Source organism: Micromonospora taraxaci, assembly GCF_007830095.1.
In the GTDB taxonomy this organism is placed as follows: Bacteria; Actinomycetota; Actinomycetes; order Mycobacteriales; family Micromonosporaceae; genus Micromonospora; species Micromonospora taraxaci.
Window position 1 is genome coordinate 3665671 of record NZ_VIWZ01000001.1, and the last position, 20002, is coordinate 3685672.

Consider the following 20002-nt stretch of genomic DNA (forward strand, 5'->3'; position numbering starts at 1 on the left):
CGCCGCCCGTGCGGCGCCGGGGCCGACGCCTGCCCGCGGGTTTCCCGACGCCGTGACCGGGAAGTCGGCCCCGCCGGAGCGCACCGAACGCGTCGAAGGGAGCCCGCCCGTGGCCGTGGCGAACGAGCTGCTACTGAACTCGGTCCGGGTACGACGGCCCGCCTCGGCCGGCGCGCCGCTGTACTGCGACGCGCTGGAGTACGGGCTCACCGGCGACGGCGCGACCAACGACCAGCCGGCGCTGGCCGCCCTCGTGGACCGCCTCGGCACCGGGTACGCCTCGGACGGACGGGCCCGGGTCATCTACTGCCCGCCGGGCATCTACTCGATCCGGGACGCGGGCACCGTGTGGCGCAGCGGTGTGTCGCTGATCGGGGCCGGCCCGGCGGCGACCCGGTTCATGCTCAGCAACGAGGGCAACCGGGCCGACCCCACCCCATTGGCCTTCTGGACCACAGTGCAGCACGGCGCCGACCGGGACCGGCACATCGCCGACTGCACCTTCTCCGACTTCCAGATCGACGGCTCCGGCGTCGCCATGGCCGAGTACAACTACCTGGCCAAGGGCCTCGGCCTCCAGTACGTCGTGCGGGGCGTCTTCCGCAACCTCTACATCCACCACACCGCCGCCACCGGGCTGGGCTGCGACTTCCTTCAGGACTCCCTGATCGACGGCGTGGTGGTCGTCGGCTGTGGCCGACTGGACAACGGCGAGCAGATGGGTGGCGCCGGCATCGGGATCGGCATCGGCGGCTGGGGAGCGGTGGAGCGGCTGACCATCGCCAACTGCACCGCCCTGGCCAACGGCACCAACGGAATCTTCCTTGAGCTGCAGAAGGACTACTGGGCGCCGCCGCGCGGCTACCGCATCGTCGGCTGCCACAGTCAGGGCAACCGCTTCGGCATCTCCGACTGGGGCGCCGACGGCCTGATCGTCTCCGCCTGCACCATGACCGGAAACCTGGAGACCGGGTTCGACGTGTCGGCGCAGGGCACCTCGTCGGTGGCCGGCCGGGGTGGGCTGCTCACCGACTGCGTCATCGACGGCAACATGTGCGACGGGGTCAGCATCGGCAACAGCCCTGGCCCGTACACCGTCCGAGGCAACCGGATCAGCGGCAACGGCCGGCACGGTTATCACTCGCACGACCTCGGGCGCGGCTACCGGGGCTCGATCCGGGACGTGGTGATTGAGAGCAACGAGTTCTGGGGCAACGGCCTCGACGCGATCCGGATCGACCACCAGATGACCGACGCGGTGCTGCTCAACAACCGGATCCGCAACAACGGACGGCAGTACGGCGAGGGCACCGGCGGTACCGGTGACGCCGTCCGCTACAGCGAGCGGTCCCTGGTGGACCGGTCGGCGAACTGGCCGCACGACGGGCACCGGGGCAAGGTCCTGCGGGTCGGGAAGGCAGTGGCCATGGTGGCCTCCAACACCGGCGACGAACTCACCCTCGCCCCGGTCCGCCCGGACGCGTTCAGCGCGTGGAGCGGGGACGTGCCACCGCCGGGATGCGGATACGAGCTGGCTGCCGCACCAGAGCTGCGGGCCGGCATCACGGTCGACGCGCCGTTCGACTCGGCCACCATCCGGGGCAACCGGGTGTGGGACAACCACGACAACCCGACCCAGACGCACGGGCTGTGGATCACCGAGCGGGGCAGTTGCGTGGACTGCCGGGTCGAGGACAACGACCTGGCCGGCAACGCCGACGAAGGCATGCGACTGGACACCCCGCCGGTGGGCGGACGGTGGCGGGACAACCACGTGGACAGCGACTGGAGCTGAACGACGTGCGGCGGCGGCCGGAAGGATCCGGCCGCCGCCACTGTCATGGTGAAACCGATCAGCCGGCCAGACCGGCAACCGGGGTCGGGTCCAGCACCACAGTCGCCGAAGCGGACTGCGGAGGTACGCCCGGGTCGGTCGGGGCGTCGGTGTACTCCGCGACGAACACCGCGGTCAGGTTGTCCGCGCCGCTGTGCCCACCGTCGAGGAAGGTGGGGATGCTTCCGGAGCAACCCGTCGAGGTGGACAGCGGGTGCCCGTGCTCATCGTGCCCGAGCACGTAGGTGACCTTCACCCGGGAGCAGTCCACCGGCAGGTCGTCGGTGACCTTCACCTCGTACGCCACGGTCTGCCCGAACTGGAAGGGCTGCCCGGCGACCGGGGCGACGAACTCGATGACCGGCGCGGTCGGCCCGACCACCAGCGGCAGCGTCGCCGAGGCGGACCGTCCGGTGCGGTCGGTGACCTTCAACGTCGGCGTGTACGAGCCGTTCTCCGGGAACGTCCAGCTCGCGTTCGGAGCGGTGCTGTCCACCGAGCCGTCCGCGTTGAAGTCCCACGCGTAGCTGAGCTTGTCACCGTCCGGGTCGGTCGTGCCGGCGCTGGAGAACGCGACGGTCAGCGGGGCCTGCCCAACGGTCGGGGTGCCGCTGATCTTCGGGATCGGCGTCCGGTTGCCCCGCACGAAGTCGATCCGGGACAGCTGCGCGTCCGGGTTCTCGGCGAAGTAACCGTCGCCGTACTCGAGGACGTAGAGCGCGCCGTCCGGGCCGAACTCCATGTCCATCGGGTTGTCCACGACCAGCGACGGCGCCACCGGACGGATGTCGTCGACATCGCCGTCCTCGTCGAGGCGGAACTCCTTGATGTAGTCGCGGGACCACTCGTAGAACAGCGGCACCCCGTCGTAGTAGGCCGGCCAGCGGGTGCGCGACGTGCTGGTCCCGTCGTACTCGTACGCCGGGCCACCCATCGGAGAGATGCCGCCGGAGCCCAGTTGCGGGAACTCGGCTGAGGGGGCGGCCGCGTACCAGACCTCCGGCTGCTCGACCGGCGGCAGCACGCGCTTGCCGGTGTTGTGCGGTGAGTCGTTGACCGGGCGCTTGCAGTTGAACTTGGCACCCGACTCGCCGGTGGCGAAGTCGTAGTCGCGGTAGGCGATCGTCGGCGTCACGCAGTACGGCCAGCCGTAGTTTGCCGGCTGGTCCACGAGCATCCACCGACCGTGCCCGGCCGGCCCGCGCTCCGGGTCCGGGTTGGACGCGTCCGGGGAGTAGTCGCCCACGTACACGTCATCGGTCCGCTTGTCGACGGCGAACCGGAACGCGTTGCGCAGCCCCATCGCGTAGATCTCGGGGCGGGTCTGCGCCGTGCCGGGCTTGAACAGGTTGCCGGCCGGCACCGTGTAGCCACCACCGGCCTTGACCTTGATCCGCAGCAGTTTGCCGCGCAGGTCGTTGGTGTTCGCCGAGGTGCGCTGGGCGTCGTACGCCGGGTTCCGGTCGGCCCGCTCGTCGATCGGGATGTAGCCGTCGGAGGCGAACGGGTTGGTGTCGTCACCGGTCGACAGGTACAGGTTGCCCTTGCTGTCGAAGTCGATCTGGCCGCCGACGTGGCAGCAGATGCCCCGGTCGGTCGGCACGTCGATGATCTGCTGCTCGCTGGCGAGGTTCAGCTTCATCCCGTCCAGCTTGAACCGGGACAACCGCAGCGCGCCCTTGAACCGCTGCCAGTCCGCCTCGGTGCCGGTCTCCGGCGCGTCGCCCTCGTTGACGCCCGGGGTCGCCGGGTCGTCCACCGGAGTGTTCATCGGCGGCGAGTAGTAGAGGTACACCCACTTGTTCTGGGCGAAGTTCGGGTCGATCGCGACGCCCTGCAACCCCTCCTCGTCGTGCTCGTACACCGGGATGTCGGCGGCGAGGGTGTTCAGCCCGGTGCGCGGGTCGTGGATGCGGACCTCGCCGGTGCGGGAGGTGTGCAGCACCCGCAGGTCGGGCAGGACGGCGAGGCTCATCGGCTCGCCCGGGAAGTCGTTCAGTGTCACTTTCTGGAAACTGCTGTCCGGCGGCGCGGCCGGCGCTGCGGCCGCTGCCGACGGTGGTACGACCAGACCGGCCGTCACCAGCAGCAGGGCGGACGCGAATGCGGTCCTGTTCATCAGGTGTGTCCCCCGGGGTGGTGTCAGTACCGAAGTGAAGCGAGATAGTCGAAGCCGACCCGCGCGGTGTCCAGGGCGTCGGCGGGGGAGCGCGGCGGCGTACCCGCGTCGTCACGCTCCACGATGTACTCCTCGATGCCGGCCTCGCGCTCGTGGGCGAAGATCCGGCCGAAGTCGATCAGGCCGTCGCCGAGGTCGGCGAAACCGCCCTCGACGTCGAGGTCCTTGACGTGCACCTGGCGGATCCGGCCGCGGTTGGCCCGGATCACGTCGACCGGGTCGTGCGCGCCGCGCCAGGTCCAGTACAGGTCCAGCTCGAAGTGGACCAACCGCGGGTCGGTCTGCGCGGCGAGGATGTCGAACCCGGTCGAGCCGCCGGTCAGGGGCACGAACTCGAGCTGGTGGTTGTGGTAGCCGAACTCGAGCCCCGCGCGCTCGGCGAGCCGCCCGGCCTTGTTCAGGTCACGGGCGAGGGCCCGGTAGACGGCGGGGTCCCGGATCGGCTGGCCGGCCGCGTCCCGACCGAAGTACGGGTGGACGATCTTCTTGCAGCCCACGACCTTGGCGTCGGCGAGGGCCTGTTCCCAGGTCGCGGCGTCGAACGGCTGCGGAATGCCGACGTGCCCGGAGGTGGAGCGCAGCCCCGCCTCATCGAGCGCGGCCCGGAACTGGGCGGCGGTGCGTCCGACGAAACCGGCGTGCTCCACCCGCCGGTAGCCGATCCGACGCAGCGCGTCCAGGGTGCCGGGCAGGTCGGCGGCGAGTTGGTCGCGCAGCGTGTAGAGCTGGATGCTGATCCGGTCCACCGGCACCCGGCGCCGGCCCTGCGCCTGTGCGGCGGGTGCGGCGCTGGCCGGCCCGGCGAGCAGACCGGCGGCACCGACGGCAGCAGCGGAAACAGTCGCGGCGCGCAGCACTCCACGCCGGCTGACCGACTCCGACGCCGGTGTCGGCTCCGGTCGGTTGATCTGTCGATCCATGGTGGTGGTCCCTTCCTGACGGCTGGCATGCCGTCGGCGGCGGTCGACCTGGCTGCCATCGCCCGGGCGCGCCGAACCGGCCGGAGGCGGGCTCCGGCTGGACGGTGACGGACGGCGCTCGGGTGCGGCCCGGCCCTGTCAGGAGCGGAACGCGGCGACCCGGCAGGGGTGGCGGCAGACTGATCGACTAATGGGCAACCCTCTATCTAGATCGAGACCCTACCCTTGCCTCCGGACGAAGGCAAAGCTTCGTCGCGTTTGGCAGAAGTTTCGCTCCAACTGACAAAAGCGGGCTGTCGAGGTGCGCGGGCAGGGATGACCTCCTCCTTCCGGGCGCCCTCCGCAGCGCCACCGGCACCCGCGCCCGCCCCACCTCTGCCCCCCGAGTGATCCACTCGTCTTCCTGGCAGGTCGGGGTGTCCGAGCGTGGTCGATGCACCGCTCTCAGGAAAGCCGAGTCGATCATGGGGGCGGGCCGTACGCCGCCTTCGGTCCGGTTCGCCTCAACCGCCCCGAGAGGGCGTCATCCGGACAGCCGGCGTTGCCTGCGCTGAAGCAGAGCAAACGGCACGAGAGATGCCGGCTGAGCTCCTATTCCACCAAGCGGAACATAATTGGAAACTGTGTCGACAAAATGCGTCGCCAATTATTTCTGAACACCGAGATCGCCCATGCCGGGGAAGCGAGAATGTCGGCATAGGGAAGTCGAATACGGGGGGACTGAACATGACGTGTAGGCGGCGATTGACGCTGTTGGCGGTAACCATCGCAGCCGCACCACTCGTCCTGGGTGGGTGCACCGCCGACCGGGGGTCCGCGACCGGTTCGGCCAAGAAGCACGCCGCCCCGCCGGAGCTCGCCGTCACGCCCGGGGACAAGGCCCGGGACGTGCCGGTCAGCGCCGAGGTGGGCACCGTGGTCAAGGGGGGCCGGGTCACCGGTGTGCGTCTGACCGACGACAAGGGCAAGCAGGTCAGCGCCGAGCCGCGTGAGGACGGGTCGGGCTGGGTGCCGACCGCTCCGTTGCAACCGAAACGGACGTACACCGCCGAGGTGACCGCCACCGGTGACTCCGGTGCCACCACGACCCGCACCACGACCTTCACCACGATGGCCAAATCGACCAAACCGCAGATCACCAGCACCCTCTATTTCGTCGGCAAACGGACGTACGGCACCGCGATGCCGGTTACCGTCGCGTTCGACCCGGGAATTCCGAAAGAGGCCAGAGCGGATGTTCAGCGACGGTTGTTCGTGAAGACGAATCCTCCGCAGCCGGGCACCTGGTCATGGCTCGAGGACGGAACTCAGGTCTATTACCGGGCCCCCGATTTCTGGAAGCCGGGGACGACGATCAGCGTCCGGGCCGGCCTGGAGGGTCTGCCGATCGGCAAGGACCGGGTCGGTGACGCCGAGCGCACGGCGACGTCCAAGATCGGACGGCAGGTCTCGCTGGAGATCGACAACGCCACCAAGCAGATGACGGTCCTGCAGGACGGCAAACAGATCCGCCGGATCCCGGTCAGTCTGGGCAAGCCGAGCACGCCGAGTTCGAGCGGCAAGATGGTGATCATGGAGAAGCACGAACGGACCACCTTCGACACCCGGGGTGAGCCCAACGGTGGCTACGTGGTCGACGTCGACGACGCCCAGCGCTACACCTGGGGCGGCGAGTTCATCCACTCCGCACCCTGGTCGGAGGGGGACCAGGGCAACACGAACGTCTCACACGGTTGTGCCAACGTCTCCGCCACCGCGGCTGACTGGTTGATGGGGGTGACGCAGGTCGGGGACCTGGTCACCGTGAAGGGCACCGAAGTGGAACTGCAGCCGGGCAACGGCTGGACCGCGTGGAACGTGAGCTGGGACGAGTTCGTCCGAGGTAGCGCGCTGCCGGTGCCACCCGGGCTCAAGCCCGCCCCGGTCGCTCCGGCCCACCCGGGCGCGGTGGCCGGCGGCTCGCCCGCCCCGGCACCCTCGGTCAGCGGTCGCTGAGAAACACGGCGGTCAAACGGGCCGGTCCGCTGCGGCGAACCGGCCCGTCGCCGCGCGCGTGCTCCGGTGACCCCGGCGATCACCGCAGGGGTACGCGGGCCACCCCCGGCCCGGTCAGGCTGCCCAACCAGAGGTGGTCGCCGTGCTGGCGTACCCCGGTGATCATCCGGTAGTGCCCGTTGGGGCCGTGCAGCGTCCGGCGGACCGTGCCGTCGCCGTCGACGAGCGCGACCAGCCCGTAGCGGCGGGGCTGCGGCTGCATCGCGTCGGGGAGCAACGCGGCGAGCTGACGCAGCCGCGGATGCGGCAGCAGCCGCTCGGCGATCGGCACCCGTGGGCTGGGCAGCGCTATCCAGTACGTCCCGTCGCCCACGGCGGCGAGATTGTCCGGGTACGCGGGCAGGTCGGCCAGAACCCGCACGCCGCCGCCCAGTTCGACGCGGAGCAGGCGGTGGGTGCTGGTCTCCACGAGCATCAGGGCCGACTCGTCCGGGGTCAGCGCGATGCCGTTGGGGAAGTACAGCCCGTCGGCCACCACCTCGGTGCGGCCGCTGTTCGGGTGGTGGGCCAGCACCCGGCCGTTGGGGCGGTGCTCCAGCAGGTCCCGCTTCCAGTGTGAGACCGGGAACCGGTCGGAGGAGTCGGTGAAGTAGATCGTGCCGTCGCGGGCCACCGCCGCATTGTTGGCCAGGTGCACCGGCGGCGCGGTCCCGGTCAGTTCGTGCACCGCGCCGTCGGGGGTGACCCGCAGCAACCCGCGGTACGCGTCGCAGACGACCAGCGCCTCACCGGACGGGTCCACCTCGATGCCGAGCGGCCGGCCACCGGTCTCGGCCAGCAGCCGGGGTCGGGTGCCGGCCGGCGCGTCGACCGGCCACCACCAGAGCCGCCCCTCCTCGTCGCCGCTGATCACCCGGTCGGCGTCGTCGACCACCACGTCCTCCGGGCCGACGGCCCCCTCGGGCAGGGGCAGCACCTCGACGTGGTCGAGCCGGTCGTCGGTGGGGGCCCACGCTCCGGTCAGCGCCGGAGGAACGGTCGCGGGCTCACGCACGGGGCGGATCAGCCGAGGCGGCCGCGGCCGGGGGATCAGCATCGACCTATTCTCCACCCGTCGGCGCCGGCTGCCGTCGACCATCGCCTGCGCGGCGCGTCGACCATCAGTGCCGCCGTGGTGGCGGAGACCGGCGGTCCGGCCTGTCTACCCGGAGGTGGTCATCGTCCGGGCGGAGCAGGGCGGGAGGGCCCCGAGCCTCCACCCTTAGGGGGAGGAGTGCCGCCTCGGGGTATGACCCTGGGCGTACCCGGAATCACTCCGCCGAGGGGCGAAACTGTCGGAGGTGGCGGCTAGATTTCTTGGCATGGGAGAGGACAGCGACCGGCTCGACGTGCAGGTCAGCGTGGGTGACCAGGTGGTCGTCATGCGGGTGGCGGGCGAGATCGACATCGCCACCGTGGCGGCGTTCCGGTCCGCGTTGTGGTCCGCGCCGGCTCGCCGGGTGCTTCAGCTGGAGTTGTCCGATCTGCGGCTGCTCTCCGCCGCGGGTGTCCGCACGCTGCTCGCCGCGCATCTGCGCGTCCGGGCCTGCGGTGGCGAGCTGGTCCTCGTCGACCCGAGCCCGGTGGTGGCGCGGGTGCTCCGTGCCAGCGGTCTGCACCGCGTGATGCCGATCCTGGAGCCGGCCAAGGTGATCAAGGCCGCGCGTCTCACCGGAGGCACGACCGCGCACCTCCAGTTGGCCGCCTGACCGGCGCGGGGCCGCCGGCGTGAGCCGGCGACCCCGAGAATCGGTCAGCGCACGCCGAGCAGGTCCACGACGAAGATCAGCGTCTCGCCGGGCTTGATGACACCGGCCGCGCCCCGGTCGCCGTACCCGAGGTGTGGCGGGATGGTCAGACGGCGACGGCCGCCGACGCGCATGCCGGCCACGCCCTGGTCCCAGCCGGCGATGACCTGACCGCCGCCGAGCGGAAACTCGAACGCCTCGCCCCGGTTCCAGGACGAGTCGAACTCGCCGCCGGTGGAGTGCGACACGCCAACGTAGTGCACGCTGACCAGCTGGCCCGCCTCCGCCTGCGGGCCGTCGCCCACGGTGATGTCCTCGATCACGAGGTCGGCGGGCGGTGCACCCTCGATCGGACCCACCTCGGGCTTGCCGGATCGGGCGCCTGCTGCCTGGTTCATGCGGGGATCTCCTGCCGTGTCGGGTGATGTGCGGTCACCGTCGATCCTGCCGGATCGCACCTCACCGATGTGCGGCGGACCCGCTACCTGCTCAATCCCCCCGGGGCGCTGCCGCCCGCAGCCCGGCGCACGACCAGTGCGGCGCGAGGGAGCGGGGGATCCGGGAACGGGTTGGCGGGCGTCACCGGAAAATGGTGACGCCCGCTCAGGGGTGGCGCGTCGTGGTCAGCGCAGCCAGGGCAGCCGCTGGACGACGGGCAGCTTCGCCCACACCCGGCCGAGGCCCCAGGTGTCGCCGGCGTTGACCAGCGCGAGCACCGCCAGCACCGCGGCGTAGATCAGGTGGTCGTCCATGAAGGGGTTGTTCTCCGGAGGCAGGACGGCGGTCCACATCAGGACCAGCAGCAGCCCACCGGTCACGGCGGCGACCCGCATGCCGATGCCGAGCAGCAGGGCGACGCCGATCCCGGCCAGGCCGACCATGAACAGCCAGTCCGCCCAGGCGGCACCGGCGATCCCGGTGTAGACGTCCTTGAACGGGCCCGTCACCCCGAAGGTGAGGAAGCCCTTGGTGGGGCTGCCCCCGTTGATCCAGGCGTTCTTCGACTCGGTGGCCATCCCGAGGCCGAACATCTTGTCGATGAACGCCCAGAGGAAGATCCAGCCGAGCGCCAGTCGGGTGCCGGCGAGGATGTACCGGACGGCCCGCCCTCCAGTGGTGCCGGCCGTCGGAGCGGTGTTCTCGACGGTGACCCGGTCGGTCGTCGCGGTCATGGTCTCCACGTCCCTTCTCAGTCTCGCACCGCACTTCCCGGTGGCATCTCCAGTGGACGCTCACGGCGCCCTCGGCGGCAGGGCCGACAGACCGCATCGGCCCGGGACGTTGGACCCCCTCCGGTCCGGTCCGGCGACCCTGACGACGGCTGTCGCGCGGTCGTAGCGTCCGAGGGGGACGAGGAAGGTGAGGTCGTGATGAGGACCTGGCAGGTTGGCGATGTGATGACCCAGGAGGTCGAGACCGTGACCGTCGAGACCCCGTACCGCGAGATCGTCGACGTGCTGCTGCGTCGCGGGGTCAGCGCGGTGCCGGTGATCGACGGGTTCCGCCGGGTGCTGGGCGTGGTGTCCGAGGCTGATCTCCTGCACCGCGTCGAGTGCGCCGGCGAGCCGGTGCACCGTCGCGTCTTCGAGAGCCGCCGTCGGCGTGGTGCCCGGGCCAAGGGGGCCGCGCTGCTCGCGGGGGACCTGATGACCGCCCCGGCGGTCAGCACGTACGCGGAGACGCCGTTGTCGGGCGCCGCTCGCCTGATGGACCACGAGCAGGTCAAGCGGCTACCCGTCCTGGATGATCTCGGTCGGTTAGTGGGCATTGTCAGCCGTGGCGACCTGTTGCGGGTGCACCTGCGTTCGGACGCCGCGATCCGCGAGGACGTGGTGCAGGAGGTGCTGCGCCGGGTGCTCGCCGTGCGGGACGGGCTGGTCACGGTCGAGGTCCGACACGGCGACGTGACACTTGCCGGTCGGTTGGACCGACGCTCCGCCGTCGACCTCGCCGGCCGGCTGGCAGGCCAGGTCAGCGGCGTCGTGCGGGTGATCAACGCCATCACCTACGAGGCCGACGACACGGTCACCGATCCGGCCCAGGTGATGCCGGTAGCCTGAGCGCCACCTCCCCCACCGTCACCCGTGGTCGTCGCCGCACCGTTTCGACAGGGGCCGAGTTCGCGGGACCACCGACGTCGGATCGGCCGTTCGCCTAGGCTCGGAAACGGCCGGCCGGCGGGTGACGGGGCGCGCACCGTGGCGATGCGGGAGGGCTTCGGTGGCGGAGGTGACAGTCACGGTCCCGCTCTGGGCCTGGGCGGCGGTCGGCGCGGTGATCGCCGTGATGCTCGCCGTGGACGTGCTCCTGCACCGGGACAACCACGTCATCGAGCTACGCGAGGCGCTGCTGTGGAGTGCCGTCTGGATCGGCGCGGGCCTGCTGTTCGGGCTGGTCGTCTGGTGGGGGCTCGGCGGCGACCCGGCCATCGCCTACTTCTCCGGGTACCTGCTGGAGAAGGCCCTCTCGGTGGACAACGTGTTCGTCTTCGCCCTGCTCTTCGGCTACTTCCAGGTGCCAGCCGGCTACCAGCACAAGGTGCTGTTCTGGGGGGTCGTGGGGGCGCTCGTCTTCCGTCTGCTGTTCATCCTCGCCGGCGCCGAGCTGCTGGACCGGCTCACCTGGGCCGGGTTCGTGCTCGGCGCGTTCCTGATCTGGACCGGCTGGCGGCTCGCCGTACGCGGGAAACCGGACGTCGACCCGGAACGCAACGTCGCGGTCCGGCTGTTCCGGAAGCTGGTGCCCACCGACGCGCGCTACCACGGCGACCGGTTCACGGCCCGGGTGGCCGGCCGGCGGATGGCGACACTGCTGCTGGTGGCGCTCGTCGCCATCGAGGCCACCGACGTGGTGTTCGCCATCGACTCGGTGGCGGCGATCCTCGCCATCACCACCAACACCTTCCTGGTCTGGACGGCCACCGCGTTCGCCGTGCTGGGGCTGCGCAGCCTCTACTTCTGCCTCGCCGGTCTGCTCCGACACTTCGGCTACCTGCGGTACGGACTCGCGTTCCTGCTGGCCTTCGCCGGGCTGAAACTCATCCTCGCCGAGACGCCGGTGGGCAAACTGCCGGTCTGGATGACCCTCGCGGTGGTGGTGCTGACCCTGGTGATCTCCATCGGCGTCAGCCTCCTGGCCGCGCGACGTGCCCCGGCCGGCTGACGTGTCAGGTCAACCGGCCAGCACGTGTCGGGTCACCCGGCCAGCACCGGCCGGGACAGCTGGTCGGCCAGGAGCGCGGGTGCCTCGGCGAGCGAGGGGCCGTACCAGGTGAGGTGCCGACCGGAGAGCAGGGCGCACGGTACGCCGGGGAACGCCTCGGGCCCGTCGTCGGCGGTGAACGTGTACGGCTCGTCGGGCAGCACCGCCAGCTCGGGTTGCTGTTCGCGCAGCTCGGCGAGGGTGGGTCGGGGATAGCGCTCCGGGTGCTCGTCGTAGGCGTTGACCACGCCGAGCCGACGCAGCACGTCGCCGGCGAACGTGTCGCCACCGAGCACCACCCACGGCCGACGCCACACCGGCACCACCGCCCGGCGGGACGGCGTCAGCAGGGGTGGTGCGGCCCAGGCCCGCCGGGCCGCGCGTAACCAGGCCGGCTCCGTCGGCGCGCCCAGTTCGGCGAGCAGGTCGCCCAGTTCGGTCAACGCGCCCGCGACGGTGCGCGGATAGGTGACCCGCACCGGTACGCCGGCCGCCCGCAGCGCCTCGGCGTCGGCCCGGCGGTTCTCCTCCACGTTCAGGAGCACCAGGTCCGGCCGCAGCGCGCGAACCCGGTCCAGGTCCGGGTACTTGCTGCCGCCGACCCGTGCGACGTCGAGCCCGGCCGGATGGCTGCACCAGTCGGTGGCCCCGACCAGCGTTCCCGGCACTGTCAGCGCCACCGCCTCGGTCAGTGACGGCACCAACGACACCACCCGCATCCGCGTACCTCCCGTCGCCGGCACCGATCATGCCCCTCCGATCGGCGCGACGCGGGTCAGGGCGGGCCGGGCTCGATACGGGCGGTCACGTCGAGGTGCGCGGGTGCGCAGCCGGCGGTCGTCGCGAACCGGCGGACCGCGGCGTCGACGTGCGCGCGTACGTCGTCGGCCCTCGCGTCGGCCGCCAGCTCCACTCGGATCCACACGTCGGGCCGCTGCGGTGCGCCGGTGAGCACCACCCGTGCGCGGCGCACACCGCGGTCGCCGGTCGTCAGGTCCCGCTCCAGCGCGCGGACCAGCACGTCGGTGGCCAGGCGGGTACGGCCGGGGCGGTGGCCGGGGTGGCTCAGCACGCCGCGTAGTGCCTGGCGGGGTCGGCGCAGTTCACCTGCCAGCAGGCGCTGCCCCGCGAGGGCGGCGACCACTCCGGTGACGGCCGCGGCCAGGGTGCTCCACGGCGCGGCCTGTCGCCACGCGTCGAGCAGGCCGGCGCCGAGCAGCGCCGCATCCGGGTCGTCGGCGGGCAGCGCCCTGACGCTGAGCCACATCGCTGTCGCTCCGAACGCCACCAGCACCAGCGCGATGATCGTCCACAGCAGGCGGTGTGCGGCGTCGGTCATGCCGGCCTCCGGCGGGGCAGCAGTCGGATCTCGATCCGGCCGGTGCGGGGCGCGGCGAGCCGACGTAGTTCCTGGCGCACGGCGAACTCGACCTCCGCGTGCGCGGCGGGGTCGCCGGTGGCGTGCACGCGGGGACGCCACTGGTCACCGCGCCGCCGGACGCGTACCCGTGCCCGCCAGACACCGGGCACGGTCCCGGCCGCGTCGGTCAGCCGGCGTTCCACGCACCGTCTGCGGAGGTGCCAGCCGTCCCGCTCGTCGACGCGCAGCCGGGACGGTGTCCAACGGCGCAGTTGGGCGACCAGGATGACCAGGCCCGACAGGATGGCCGCGCCGGCGCCGGTGCGGACGTCCGGGTCGTACCACCGTGTGCTGGTCAACGTGTCGTACCAGCCGCTGCGGGCGAGCAGCGATGCCGGGCGGCCCAGCGTGACCAGCAGCGCCTGTACGGCGAGCAGCACCCCGCCGACCAGCAGCGCGACGGCCAGCAGCGACGAGGCGGCCCGATTGACGATGCGCATGCCGGCTTCGGGGCGCCGGACCGGTGGTCCTGGATCGGCGTGGTGCGCCCCGGGGACGATCAGGTCGTCCACAGTGACGGTCACGGCGGCCACGGTGAGCCCGGTTCCGGCGGCCACCCGGTCGGCGACGGCGATCCGGACCGCCTCGGCGACGGCGGGCACGCTGTACCCGTACGTGGTGACCAGGTGCAGGTCGAGTCCCACGGAAGTGTCGACCAGTCGGACGGTGGCCGGGTGGGCGCCGGTGACGCCGGGCACCTGGCGGGCGGCGTGGACAGCGATCCGGGCGACGTGCGCCGTCTCGACGGCGCTCCGCTGCGGGGCGACCCGGGTGCCGGTGCCCGGGTTCCCGTCGGTGGTGCCGGCGGTCGGTGCGGTGCCGACCGTCGGGGCGGACGGACGGACGGCCACGGGGCGCGGTGGAAGTCGATGGTGGCGTCCCGCTCGATCGGTGCGAGGGCGTCGGAGGATGGTCGGATCACCGGCGAGTCGAGGTCGACGGGCGCGCGGGTCGTCCCGGCGTGGGCGGGCGCCCCGACCGGTGCCGGTGCGGGTGCCGAGCTGCTGTCGCGACATGCTGACCTCCCGGCCGGTCCGCGACCGGCGACTCCGCTGGATACACCTCGGGGAGTCCCTGGAACACCACTTCCGTGTGACCTGAATCACACATCTCGGTGCGTGCATCCGGCCGGCGGCCGGACCCGACGCGATCAGGCGTGCCGTCGAGGCGTACACCATGATCGACCGCCTAGACTCGGCCCGGCTCGACCGACCGGCGGATGGATCAGGCAGATGACGAGCATCGGCAGCGAGGACCGCGGCTGGCTGCGGACGGTGTCCGCCGAGAGCGGACGCGACACGCTGCTCAGCCGCGCCGGCCAGCGGATCCAGACGAACCGCAGGCTCAGTGACCTGGTCCAGGGTCGGCCACCTGGTGTCACCGGCAGCCAGTGGAGTTCGGCCAGCCGCGCCAGCTTCGACTTCGTGGTCTGCGCTGCCGACACCGGCCGCGCGGTCGTCGCCGTGGAGATCGGCCCGGTAGCGTCCGCCGGCTCGGCGGAGCAGCGCGTCGAGCGACTGAAGGACGCCGTGAGCGAGGCCGTCGGCCTGCCCGTGCTGCGGATCGGTTCTCCGACGTTGCGGGCGGCGGAGCACGGACGCCGCCTCGTGGAGTACGTGATCGACGCGCGCGCCTACGCCGCGGGCGGCGCCGGGGTGGCCACCTCCGATGACGAACCGGCCCCGACGGGTTTCCGGGACATCCTCGGTCGGCTGCCGGACGGCCGTACCGGAGCGGTCAACGACCTCGGGGCGCTGACCCGCGCGGCGGCGGTCGAGGCCTACGTGGCCGGGCGGGTGGCCGACCCGATCGTGCGGGGACTGCACGTGCGCTGGGCGGACGGGCCGGCGCAGGGGTGGAGTTGGGTGCAGGTCCGCCCCGACGCGTGCCTCGTCGAGCGGGTCTCGGTGACCGAGCACCGCTTCTCCTGCGGGATCGACCCGGGCCGGCTGGCCGAGGATCTCGCCACTGTCGCCGTCGGGGAGCGACTGCGGGACAACGCGGTCTCCGAGCTGGTGCCGCGTGCCGAGTTGACCGCGCAGATCGTCGCGCTGAGTCGGCGTCGCGACGAACTGGTCGGCGGGTTCGCCTTCGACCACCTCTGCGCCGACTGACGCCTCGCCCGTTCCACCTGCTGATTCATCGCTCCGCACCGGCTCCGCGTCGGGTCGCGGCAATTTCCTGTGAACTGGTTGAACCTTCCCGGTCGCCGCCCCGTACTCCTGCGCGAATGAACAGGATCTCCCCACTCGCGTCGTCGGGACCCGGGGGACGGTGTGGAAAGGGCATCGTCGGCCATCGACGCATTACCGGGTAGGTCACGGTGGTCGCCGCCGTGGCGTGCCATCTCACATCCGTCGGTCCGCCGAGGGCAGGAATCCACAACCGGATCGAGAAGGAGAGCAATTCGATGCGCAGGTCCACACGGGCGCGCCGGTCACCCGGCAACGCGCGGAGCAAGCGTCTGTTGGCCGTTGTCGGCACGCTCGCGGTGTTCGGCGGAGTCGTCGCCGTGACCCAGATTTCGTCGGCCCAGGACCGGCGGACCAATAAGCCCCGCCCGGCCGCTGGGCAGTGCGTGGAACCGAGCCCGGGCGCGACCGCGCCAACCGGCGACGGTTCCACCAGCCGAACCTGGCAGAACGGTCGGTGGGTGCGCAACCACTGGGGTGACGGGCAGCAGTCGGTCCCCGAGTGCGAGGACGGCAAGGACGGCACGGTCGGCACCGGCACGGCCATCGCCTGCCCGGACGTGACGGCCAAGCTGCCGCAGGTGCCGGACCGGGCGCGGGCCGAGGTGGACCGCAACCTCGCCCAGTTGCAGGCGCAGATCGCCGAGGCGGACCGCCGTCTCGCCGCCGAGGGCAACAAGGGTGAGGCGTTCATCCGCAACGCGATCCTGCAACCGCTGGCCGGCAAGCGGCGCGCGGTGCTGGACCGGATCACGACCGCCATCGACCGTGTCGGCCCCCGGCCGCAGGGTCTCGCGGAACTCGCCCCGTGCACGGTGCAGCCGACCAACAACGGTGGCGGCAACAACGGCGGCGGCAGCAGCCCCACCACCACGCCCGGTGGCGGCAACAACGGCGGCAACAACGGCGGCAACAACGGCGGCAACAACGGTGGCGGCAACGCCCCCGGCGCGGGTCTCGGGGTGCTGGCCAACGACTGCGACGAGAGCCGCCTCCAGCCGCACGACGGTTTCCAGAACGGCAACCGCTGCGTGAGCACCGAGTTCGGTGAGGTCGGCGCCGCCGCGAACAACCCGTCGCTGCTCATCACCCAGTTCCCCCAGCAGGTCGGCCAGAACCAGGCCTTCACCCTGCGGGTCAGCACCCGCAACCTGGTGCGCGACCGCTTCCTGGCGGCCGGTCAGGGCGGCTACTACGTGGAGAGCTCGCTGCTCAACGCCCAGGGCCTGGTCCGGGGTCACTTCCACACCGCGTGCCGGATGCTGGACAGCCTGACCACCCCGCCGGAGCCGCAGGAGGTGCCCGCGTTCTTCGTCGCGACCGAGGACGGCCGCGGTGGGGCCCAGCCCGACGAGGTGACCATCCAGATTCCGGGCCTGCCGGAGTCGGGCACCGCGCAGTGCTCCGTCTGGGCCGGTGACGGCTCGCACCGTCTGCCGATGATGGAGCGGGCCAACCAGACCCCGGCATTCGACTCGGTGCGCATCACCGTCAACTGAGCGGACGTACCAACGGCGGCCGGTCACCCGGGGCGACAACCCCCGGGTGACCGGCCGCCGCGTCGTGAGGGTTTCCCGGACAAGCCGACGGGGCCCCGCCGTTTCCGGCAGGGCCCCGTCGTCGACTCGCGCGTCAGCGGCTCTTGTACGCCTCGACGACCTCAACCGGGATCCGGCCCCGTTCGGAAATTTTGTAGCCGTTCTTGACGGCCCATTCCCGGATTGCTCGGTTCTGCTCGCGATCCATTCCCGCGCCGGCGGGTCGCCCCGGACGCCGGACTGAGCGGGTGCTCTCGACCGGGCCGCGCCCGATCCGCCGACCCGCATTGATGTACGGATCCAGCGCCTTGCGAAGGACGCCGGCATTCTCGTCCGAGACGTCGATCGTGTAGGCGACGCCGTCGAGACTGAACTCGACCGTCCGATCGGCCTTCCCACCGTCGAGGTCGTCGGTCAGGACCGTGATTACTTTTCTCGCCATTGCCGATTACTCCCTGTGTGCGGCGGGATGTGTCCAAAGTCTGACCTATCACCCCCGGAATCCGCAACAATATGCGTCCCATTCATTCGGCGCGTCGCGATTCCGTTACCGAGCAAAACCGTGAATCGGGGCGGATGAAGTGGCCTCATTCGCCGAGAAGGCCGGTGTGCCCGGCGATGGCGGCTGCCTCCGCCCGGTTGGAAACCCGCAACTTGCGCAGCAACGCGGCGGTCATTCGTTTCACCGTCCGCTCCGAGACATGCAGTTCGTCGGCGATGTCGACGGTGGTGCGGCCGGAGGCGATCGCCCGGAGCAGCTGGCGTTCCTCGCCGTCCAGGTCGACGGGCGTCGCGTGGGTGGGGCGCAGGATGGCGTGCAGCAGCGCGGCCGGGAGGACCGCCCATCCGTCGAGGACGGCCCGCAACGGGGGCAGGAGTGCCTCCGGCTCGCTGGTCTTCGGCAGGAACCCCTCGGCGCCGGCCCGCAGCGCCTCCATTGCCGGTGCCGGGTCGGTGGAACCGGACATCGCGACCACACGTATCCGGGGGGTGGTCCGTCGGATCGCTGCCACCGCCCGGATGCCGCCCGGTGGTGGCATGTGCAGGTCGACCAGGGCCAGGTCGGGCTGGCAGCGGCTGACCAGCGCCGCCGCGGCGGCGGCGTCGCCGGTGGAGGCGACCACCTCGGCCCGGCCGTCGGTGGTGATGGGGAGCAGCAATTCGAGGCCGCGGACGAAGAGGGGGTGATCGTCCACGACGACGATTCGCATGGTGGAGGCTCCCGGCATGTCTGCGCCGTTCCCCAGCGGGTACCGATCATGCGGGTACGCACCGAACGAGGGGAGTCGGGTGGATGCGCGCACGCCACGGTTTGCAGGGCCTGCTGCGAGGGTTGCGCCGGATCGAGCCCGCTTCGGGTGGCCTGCGAGCACCGGTGGCCGATGCGGAGTTGCTGTTGCGGGTGTTGTGCCACGAGTTCCGTACGCCGATCAGCACCCTGACCTCGCTGACCTGTGCGTTGGCCGACGAGCACCGCGAGCTGAGCGGCGCCGACCGGCGGGCGATCACCGAGCTGGCCCGCGACCAGGCCGCCCACCTGCAGAGCCTGCTGCGCGACGCCGCGGCCGGCACCGGCGCGCTGGCGCTGACCCCCCAACCGGAGCCGACCGTCGCGCTGGCGGGCATTCTGCGCGAGGCCGCCGCGCTGGTGCCGGCCGGTCGGCGGCGGGTGCGGGCCACCCGGTTGGCGGGATCCTGCCCGGTGCCGTCCGGACGAACCCGCCAGGTGCTCGTCAACCTGGTGGAGAACGCGCTGCGGCACGGGCCGCCGCAGGGGCAGGTCGGGCTCTACGCCACGGTGCGCGGGCCCGGCCTGAGCGTGCTGGTGACCGACGAGGGCCGCGTCGACGACGCGCTGCTGGCCGCGCTGCGCCGCCCGGCGCCGGTGCACGGGATGTCCGGGCTGGGGTTGTGGATCGTCCGGCAGCTCGTCGCGGTGGACGGAGGAGCGCTGCGGGCGCATCGGTTGCAGCCGCGCGGCGCGGCGCTGGAGGTGCTGCTTCCGGTGCGCTGACCCCGCCGGGACACGGGTTGGCCCGGCCGGGTCACCGGTACGGGAACGGCTGCACCGCCAATTGCCGTACCGAGGGGGCCAGATGTTCCGTCACGTCAAGGACCTGCAGTTCGAGGCCAAACCGGACGGCCCGGACGCCGCGTTCGCCCGCCGCCTGCAGGAGGTGCTGGGCGGCAAGTGGGGTGAGATGACGGTCGCCAACCAGTACCTCTTCCAGGGGTGGAACTGCCGCCTGCCCGGCAGGTACAAGGATCTGCTGCTCGACGTCGGTACCGAGGAGATGGGCCACGTCGAGATGATCGTCACGATGATCACCCGGCTGTTGGACGCCGCGCCGCTGTCGCTGTCGGAGGGCATCGCGGACAACCCCGGGGGCGCGGCGATCTACGCCGGGTCGAACCCGGCACACTTCATCCACGGCGGTGGCGGGGCGCTGCCGACCGACGCCAACGGTGTGCCCTGGAGCGGCGGCTTCATCACCGCGAGCGGCAACCTGCTCGCCGACTTCCAGCTCAACGTGACCGCGGAGGCGCAGGGTCGGCTCCAGGTCGCCCGGTTGTTCCACATGACCGACGACCCGGGCGTCAAGCAGATGCTGCGCTTCCTGCTGGCCCGCGACACGATGCACCAGAACATGTGGCTGGCGGCGATCGAGCAGCTCAAGGAGGACGGGCTGGAGGACATGCCGGTGCCGGAGGCGTTCCCGGACACCGGCGACCTCGCGGAGGAGTACGGCTACACGTACCTCGGGTTCTCCTCGGGTACGGACGCGGCGCAGAGCCGCTGGGCGTCCGGACCGTCGCCGGACGGCAAGGGCGAGTTCCGGTACGACGACAACCCGCGTGCGAACGCCCCGGAGCCGGTGCTGCCGCCCGGAGATCCACGGCTCTACGGCACCGACCCGGGGGTGGGAGTGGCCTGA

The 20002-nt window shown here is 71.6% G+C and carries 19 protein-coding genes; 9 read left to right on the plus strand and 10 right to left on the minus strand.

Translation table 11 applies throughout. From position 1 onward, the window contains the following. The first annotated feature begins 115 nt into the window (after nt 1-115). Nucleotides 116-1795 carry a right-handed parallel beta-helix repeat-containing protein gene (locus tag FHU34_RS16790; protein ID WP_145785631.1) on the plus strand — a complete coding sequence of 560 codons (1680 nt, stop codon included), beginning with the start codon at nt 116-118 and terminating at the stop codon, nt 1793-1795. Nucleotides 1796-1853: 58 nt separating this feature from the next. Here the strand turns inward: FHU34_RS16790 and FHU34_RS16795 are convergent, their stop codons facing one another. Beyond that, the gene (locus FHU34_RS16795; RefSeq protein WP_145781586.1) at nt 1854-3953 is read right to left on the minus strand and encodes a PQQ-dependent sugar dehydrogenase; all 2100 of its coding nucleotides are present in this window, start codon (nt 3951-3953) and stop codon (nt 1854-1856) included. A gap of 23 nt (nt 3954-3976) precedes the next feature. Continuing rightward, a complete protein-coding gene (locus tag FHU34_RS16800; protein ID WP_145781588.1) occupies nt 3977-4933 on the minus strand; it encodes a sugar phosphate isomerase/epimerase family protein in 957 nt (318 codons plus the stop codon). A 726-nt stretch (nt 4934-5659) separates the two neighbouring features. On the opposite strand from FHU34_RS16800, the gene FHU34_RS16805 reads away from it, so the two are divergent. Continuing rightward, nucleotides 5660-6928: a L,D-transpeptidase gene (locus tag FHU34_RS16805; RefSeq protein ID WP_145781590.1), complete on the plus strand. Its 1269-nt coding sequence runs from the start codon at nt 5660-5662 to the stop codon at nt 6926-6928. Nucleotides 6929-7007: 79 nt separating this feature from the next. On the opposite strand, the gene FHU34_RS16810 is transcribed toward FHU34_RS16805, so the two are convergent. After that, nucleotides 7008-7982, minus strand: a complete 975-nt coding sequence (locus FHU34_RS16810; protein WP_244311704.1) for an SMP-30/gluconolactonase/LRE family protein — start codon at nt 7980-7982, stop codon at nt 7008-7010. A 307-nt stretch (nt 7983-8289) separates the two neighbouring features. Between FHU34_RS16810 and FHU34_RS16815 the strand changes: the two genes are divergently transcribed. Further along, nucleotides 8290-8676 carry an STAS domain-containing protein gene (locus FHU34_RS16815; protein ID WP_145781594.1) on the plus strand — a complete coding sequence of 129 codons (387 nt, stop codon included), beginning with the start codon at nt 8290-8292 and terminating at the stop codon, nt 8674-8676. A gap of 44 nt (nt 8677-8720) precedes the next feature. Here the strand turns inward: FHU34_RS16815 and FHU34_RS16820 are convergent, their stop codons facing one another. Next, nucleotides 8721-9113, minus strand: coding sequence for an FKBP-type peptidyl-prolyl cis-trans isomerase (locus FHU34_RS16820; protein ID WP_145781596.1), 393 nt, complete (start codon nt 9111-9113; stop codon nt 8721-8723). Between the two features lie 225 nt (nt 9114-9338). Beyond that, complete coding sequence (locus tag FHU34_RS16825; protein WP_145781598.1) at nt 9339-9896, minus strand: hypothetical protein; 558 nt, start codon at nt 9894-9896, stop codon at nt 9339-9341. A gap of 189 nt (nt 9897-10085) precedes the next feature. Here FHU34_RS16825 and FHU34_RS16830 point away from each other — a divergent pair, with 189 nt between their 5' ends. Together FHU34_RS16830 and FHU34_RS16835 are read left to right on the plus strand one after the other, a co-directional pair. Further along, nucleotides 10086-10775 (plus strand): CBS domain-containing protein, encoded by a 690-nt coding sequence (locus FHU34_RS16830; RefSeq protein WP_145781599.1) that lies wholly within the window; start codon nt 10086-10088, stop codon nt 10773-10775. A 226-nt stretch (nt 10776-11001) separates the two neighbouring features. Beyond that, a complete protein-coding gene (locus FHU34_RS16835; protein WP_208745165.1) occupies nt 11002-11877 on the plus strand; it encodes a TerC family protein in 876 nt (291 codons plus the stop codon). A 32-nt stretch (nt 11878-11909) separates the two neighbouring features. Here the strand turns inward: FHU34_RS16835 and FHU34_RS16840 are convergent, their stop codons facing one another. The 3 genes from FHU34_RS16840 to FHU34_RS16850 are packed head-to-tail and all read right to left on the minus strand — an operon-like array spanning nt 11910 to nt 14352. Continuing rightward, a complete protein-coding gene (locus FHU34_RS16840) occupies nt 11910-12635 on the minus strand; it encodes a helical backbone metal receptor (protein ID WP_145785632.1) in 726 nt (241 codons plus the stop codon). A 56-nt stretch (nt 12636-12691) separates the two neighbouring features. Then, nucleotides 12692-13255, minus strand: a complete 564-nt coding sequence (locus FHU34_RS16845; protein ID WP_145781603.1) for a hypothetical protein — start codon at nt 13253-13255, stop codon at nt 12692-12694. After that, on the minus strand, nt 13252-14352 hold the full coding sequence (locus FHU34_RS16850) for an Asp23/Gls24 family envelope stress response protein (RefSeq protein WP_145781606.1): 1101 nt from the start codon (nt 14350-14352) through the stop codon (nt 13252-13254). The genes FHU34_RS16845 and FHU34_RS16850 overlap by 4 nt, the downstream gene beginning before the upstream one ends. 216 nt (nt 14353-14568) lie before the next feature. Between FHU34_RS16850 and FHU34_RS16855 the strand changes: the two genes are divergently transcribed. Next, the gene (locus FHU34_RS16855) at nt 14569-15450 is read left to right on the plus strand and encodes a DUF2726 domain-containing protein (protein ID WP_145781608.1); all 882 of its coding nucleotides are present in this window, start codon (nt 14569-14571) and stop codon (nt 15448-15450) included. 296 nt (nt 15451-15746) lie between these two features. Then, nucleotides 15747-17027: a hypothetical protein gene (locus tag FHU34_RS33265; protein WP_208745016.1), complete on the plus strand. Its 1281-nt coding sequence runs from the start codon at nt 15747-15749 to the stop codon at nt 17025-17027. 133 nt (nt 17028-17160) lie between these two features. Here FHU34_RS33265 and FHU34_RS16865 read toward each other — a convergent pair whose 3' ends face one another. Beyond that, nucleotides 17161-17508: a histone-like nucleoid-structuring protein Lsr2 gene (locus FHU34_RS16865; RefSeq protein ID WP_091397759.1), complete on the minus strand. Its 348-nt coding sequence runs from the start codon at nt 17506-17508 to the stop codon at nt 17161-17163. Between the two features lie 145 nt (nt 17509-17653). Next, complete coding sequence (locus FHU34_RS16870; RefSeq protein ID WP_244311705.1) at nt 17654-18277, minus strand: response regulator; 624 nt, start codon at nt 18275-18277, stop codon at nt 17654-17656. Between the two features lie 83 nt (nt 18278-18360). Between FHU34_RS16870 and FHU34_RS16875 the strand changes: the two genes are divergently transcribed. Next, nucleotides 18361-19080: a sensor histidine kinase gene (locus FHU34_RS16875; RefSeq protein ID WP_145781613.1), complete on the plus strand. Its 720-nt coding sequence runs from the start codon at nt 18361-18363 to the stop codon at nt 19078-19080. 82 nt (nt 19081-19162) lie between these two features. After that, complete coding sequence (locus FHU34_RS16880; protein ID WP_145781615.1) at nt 19163-20002, plus strand: manganese catalase; 840 nt, start codon at nt 19163-19165, stop codon at nt 20000-20002.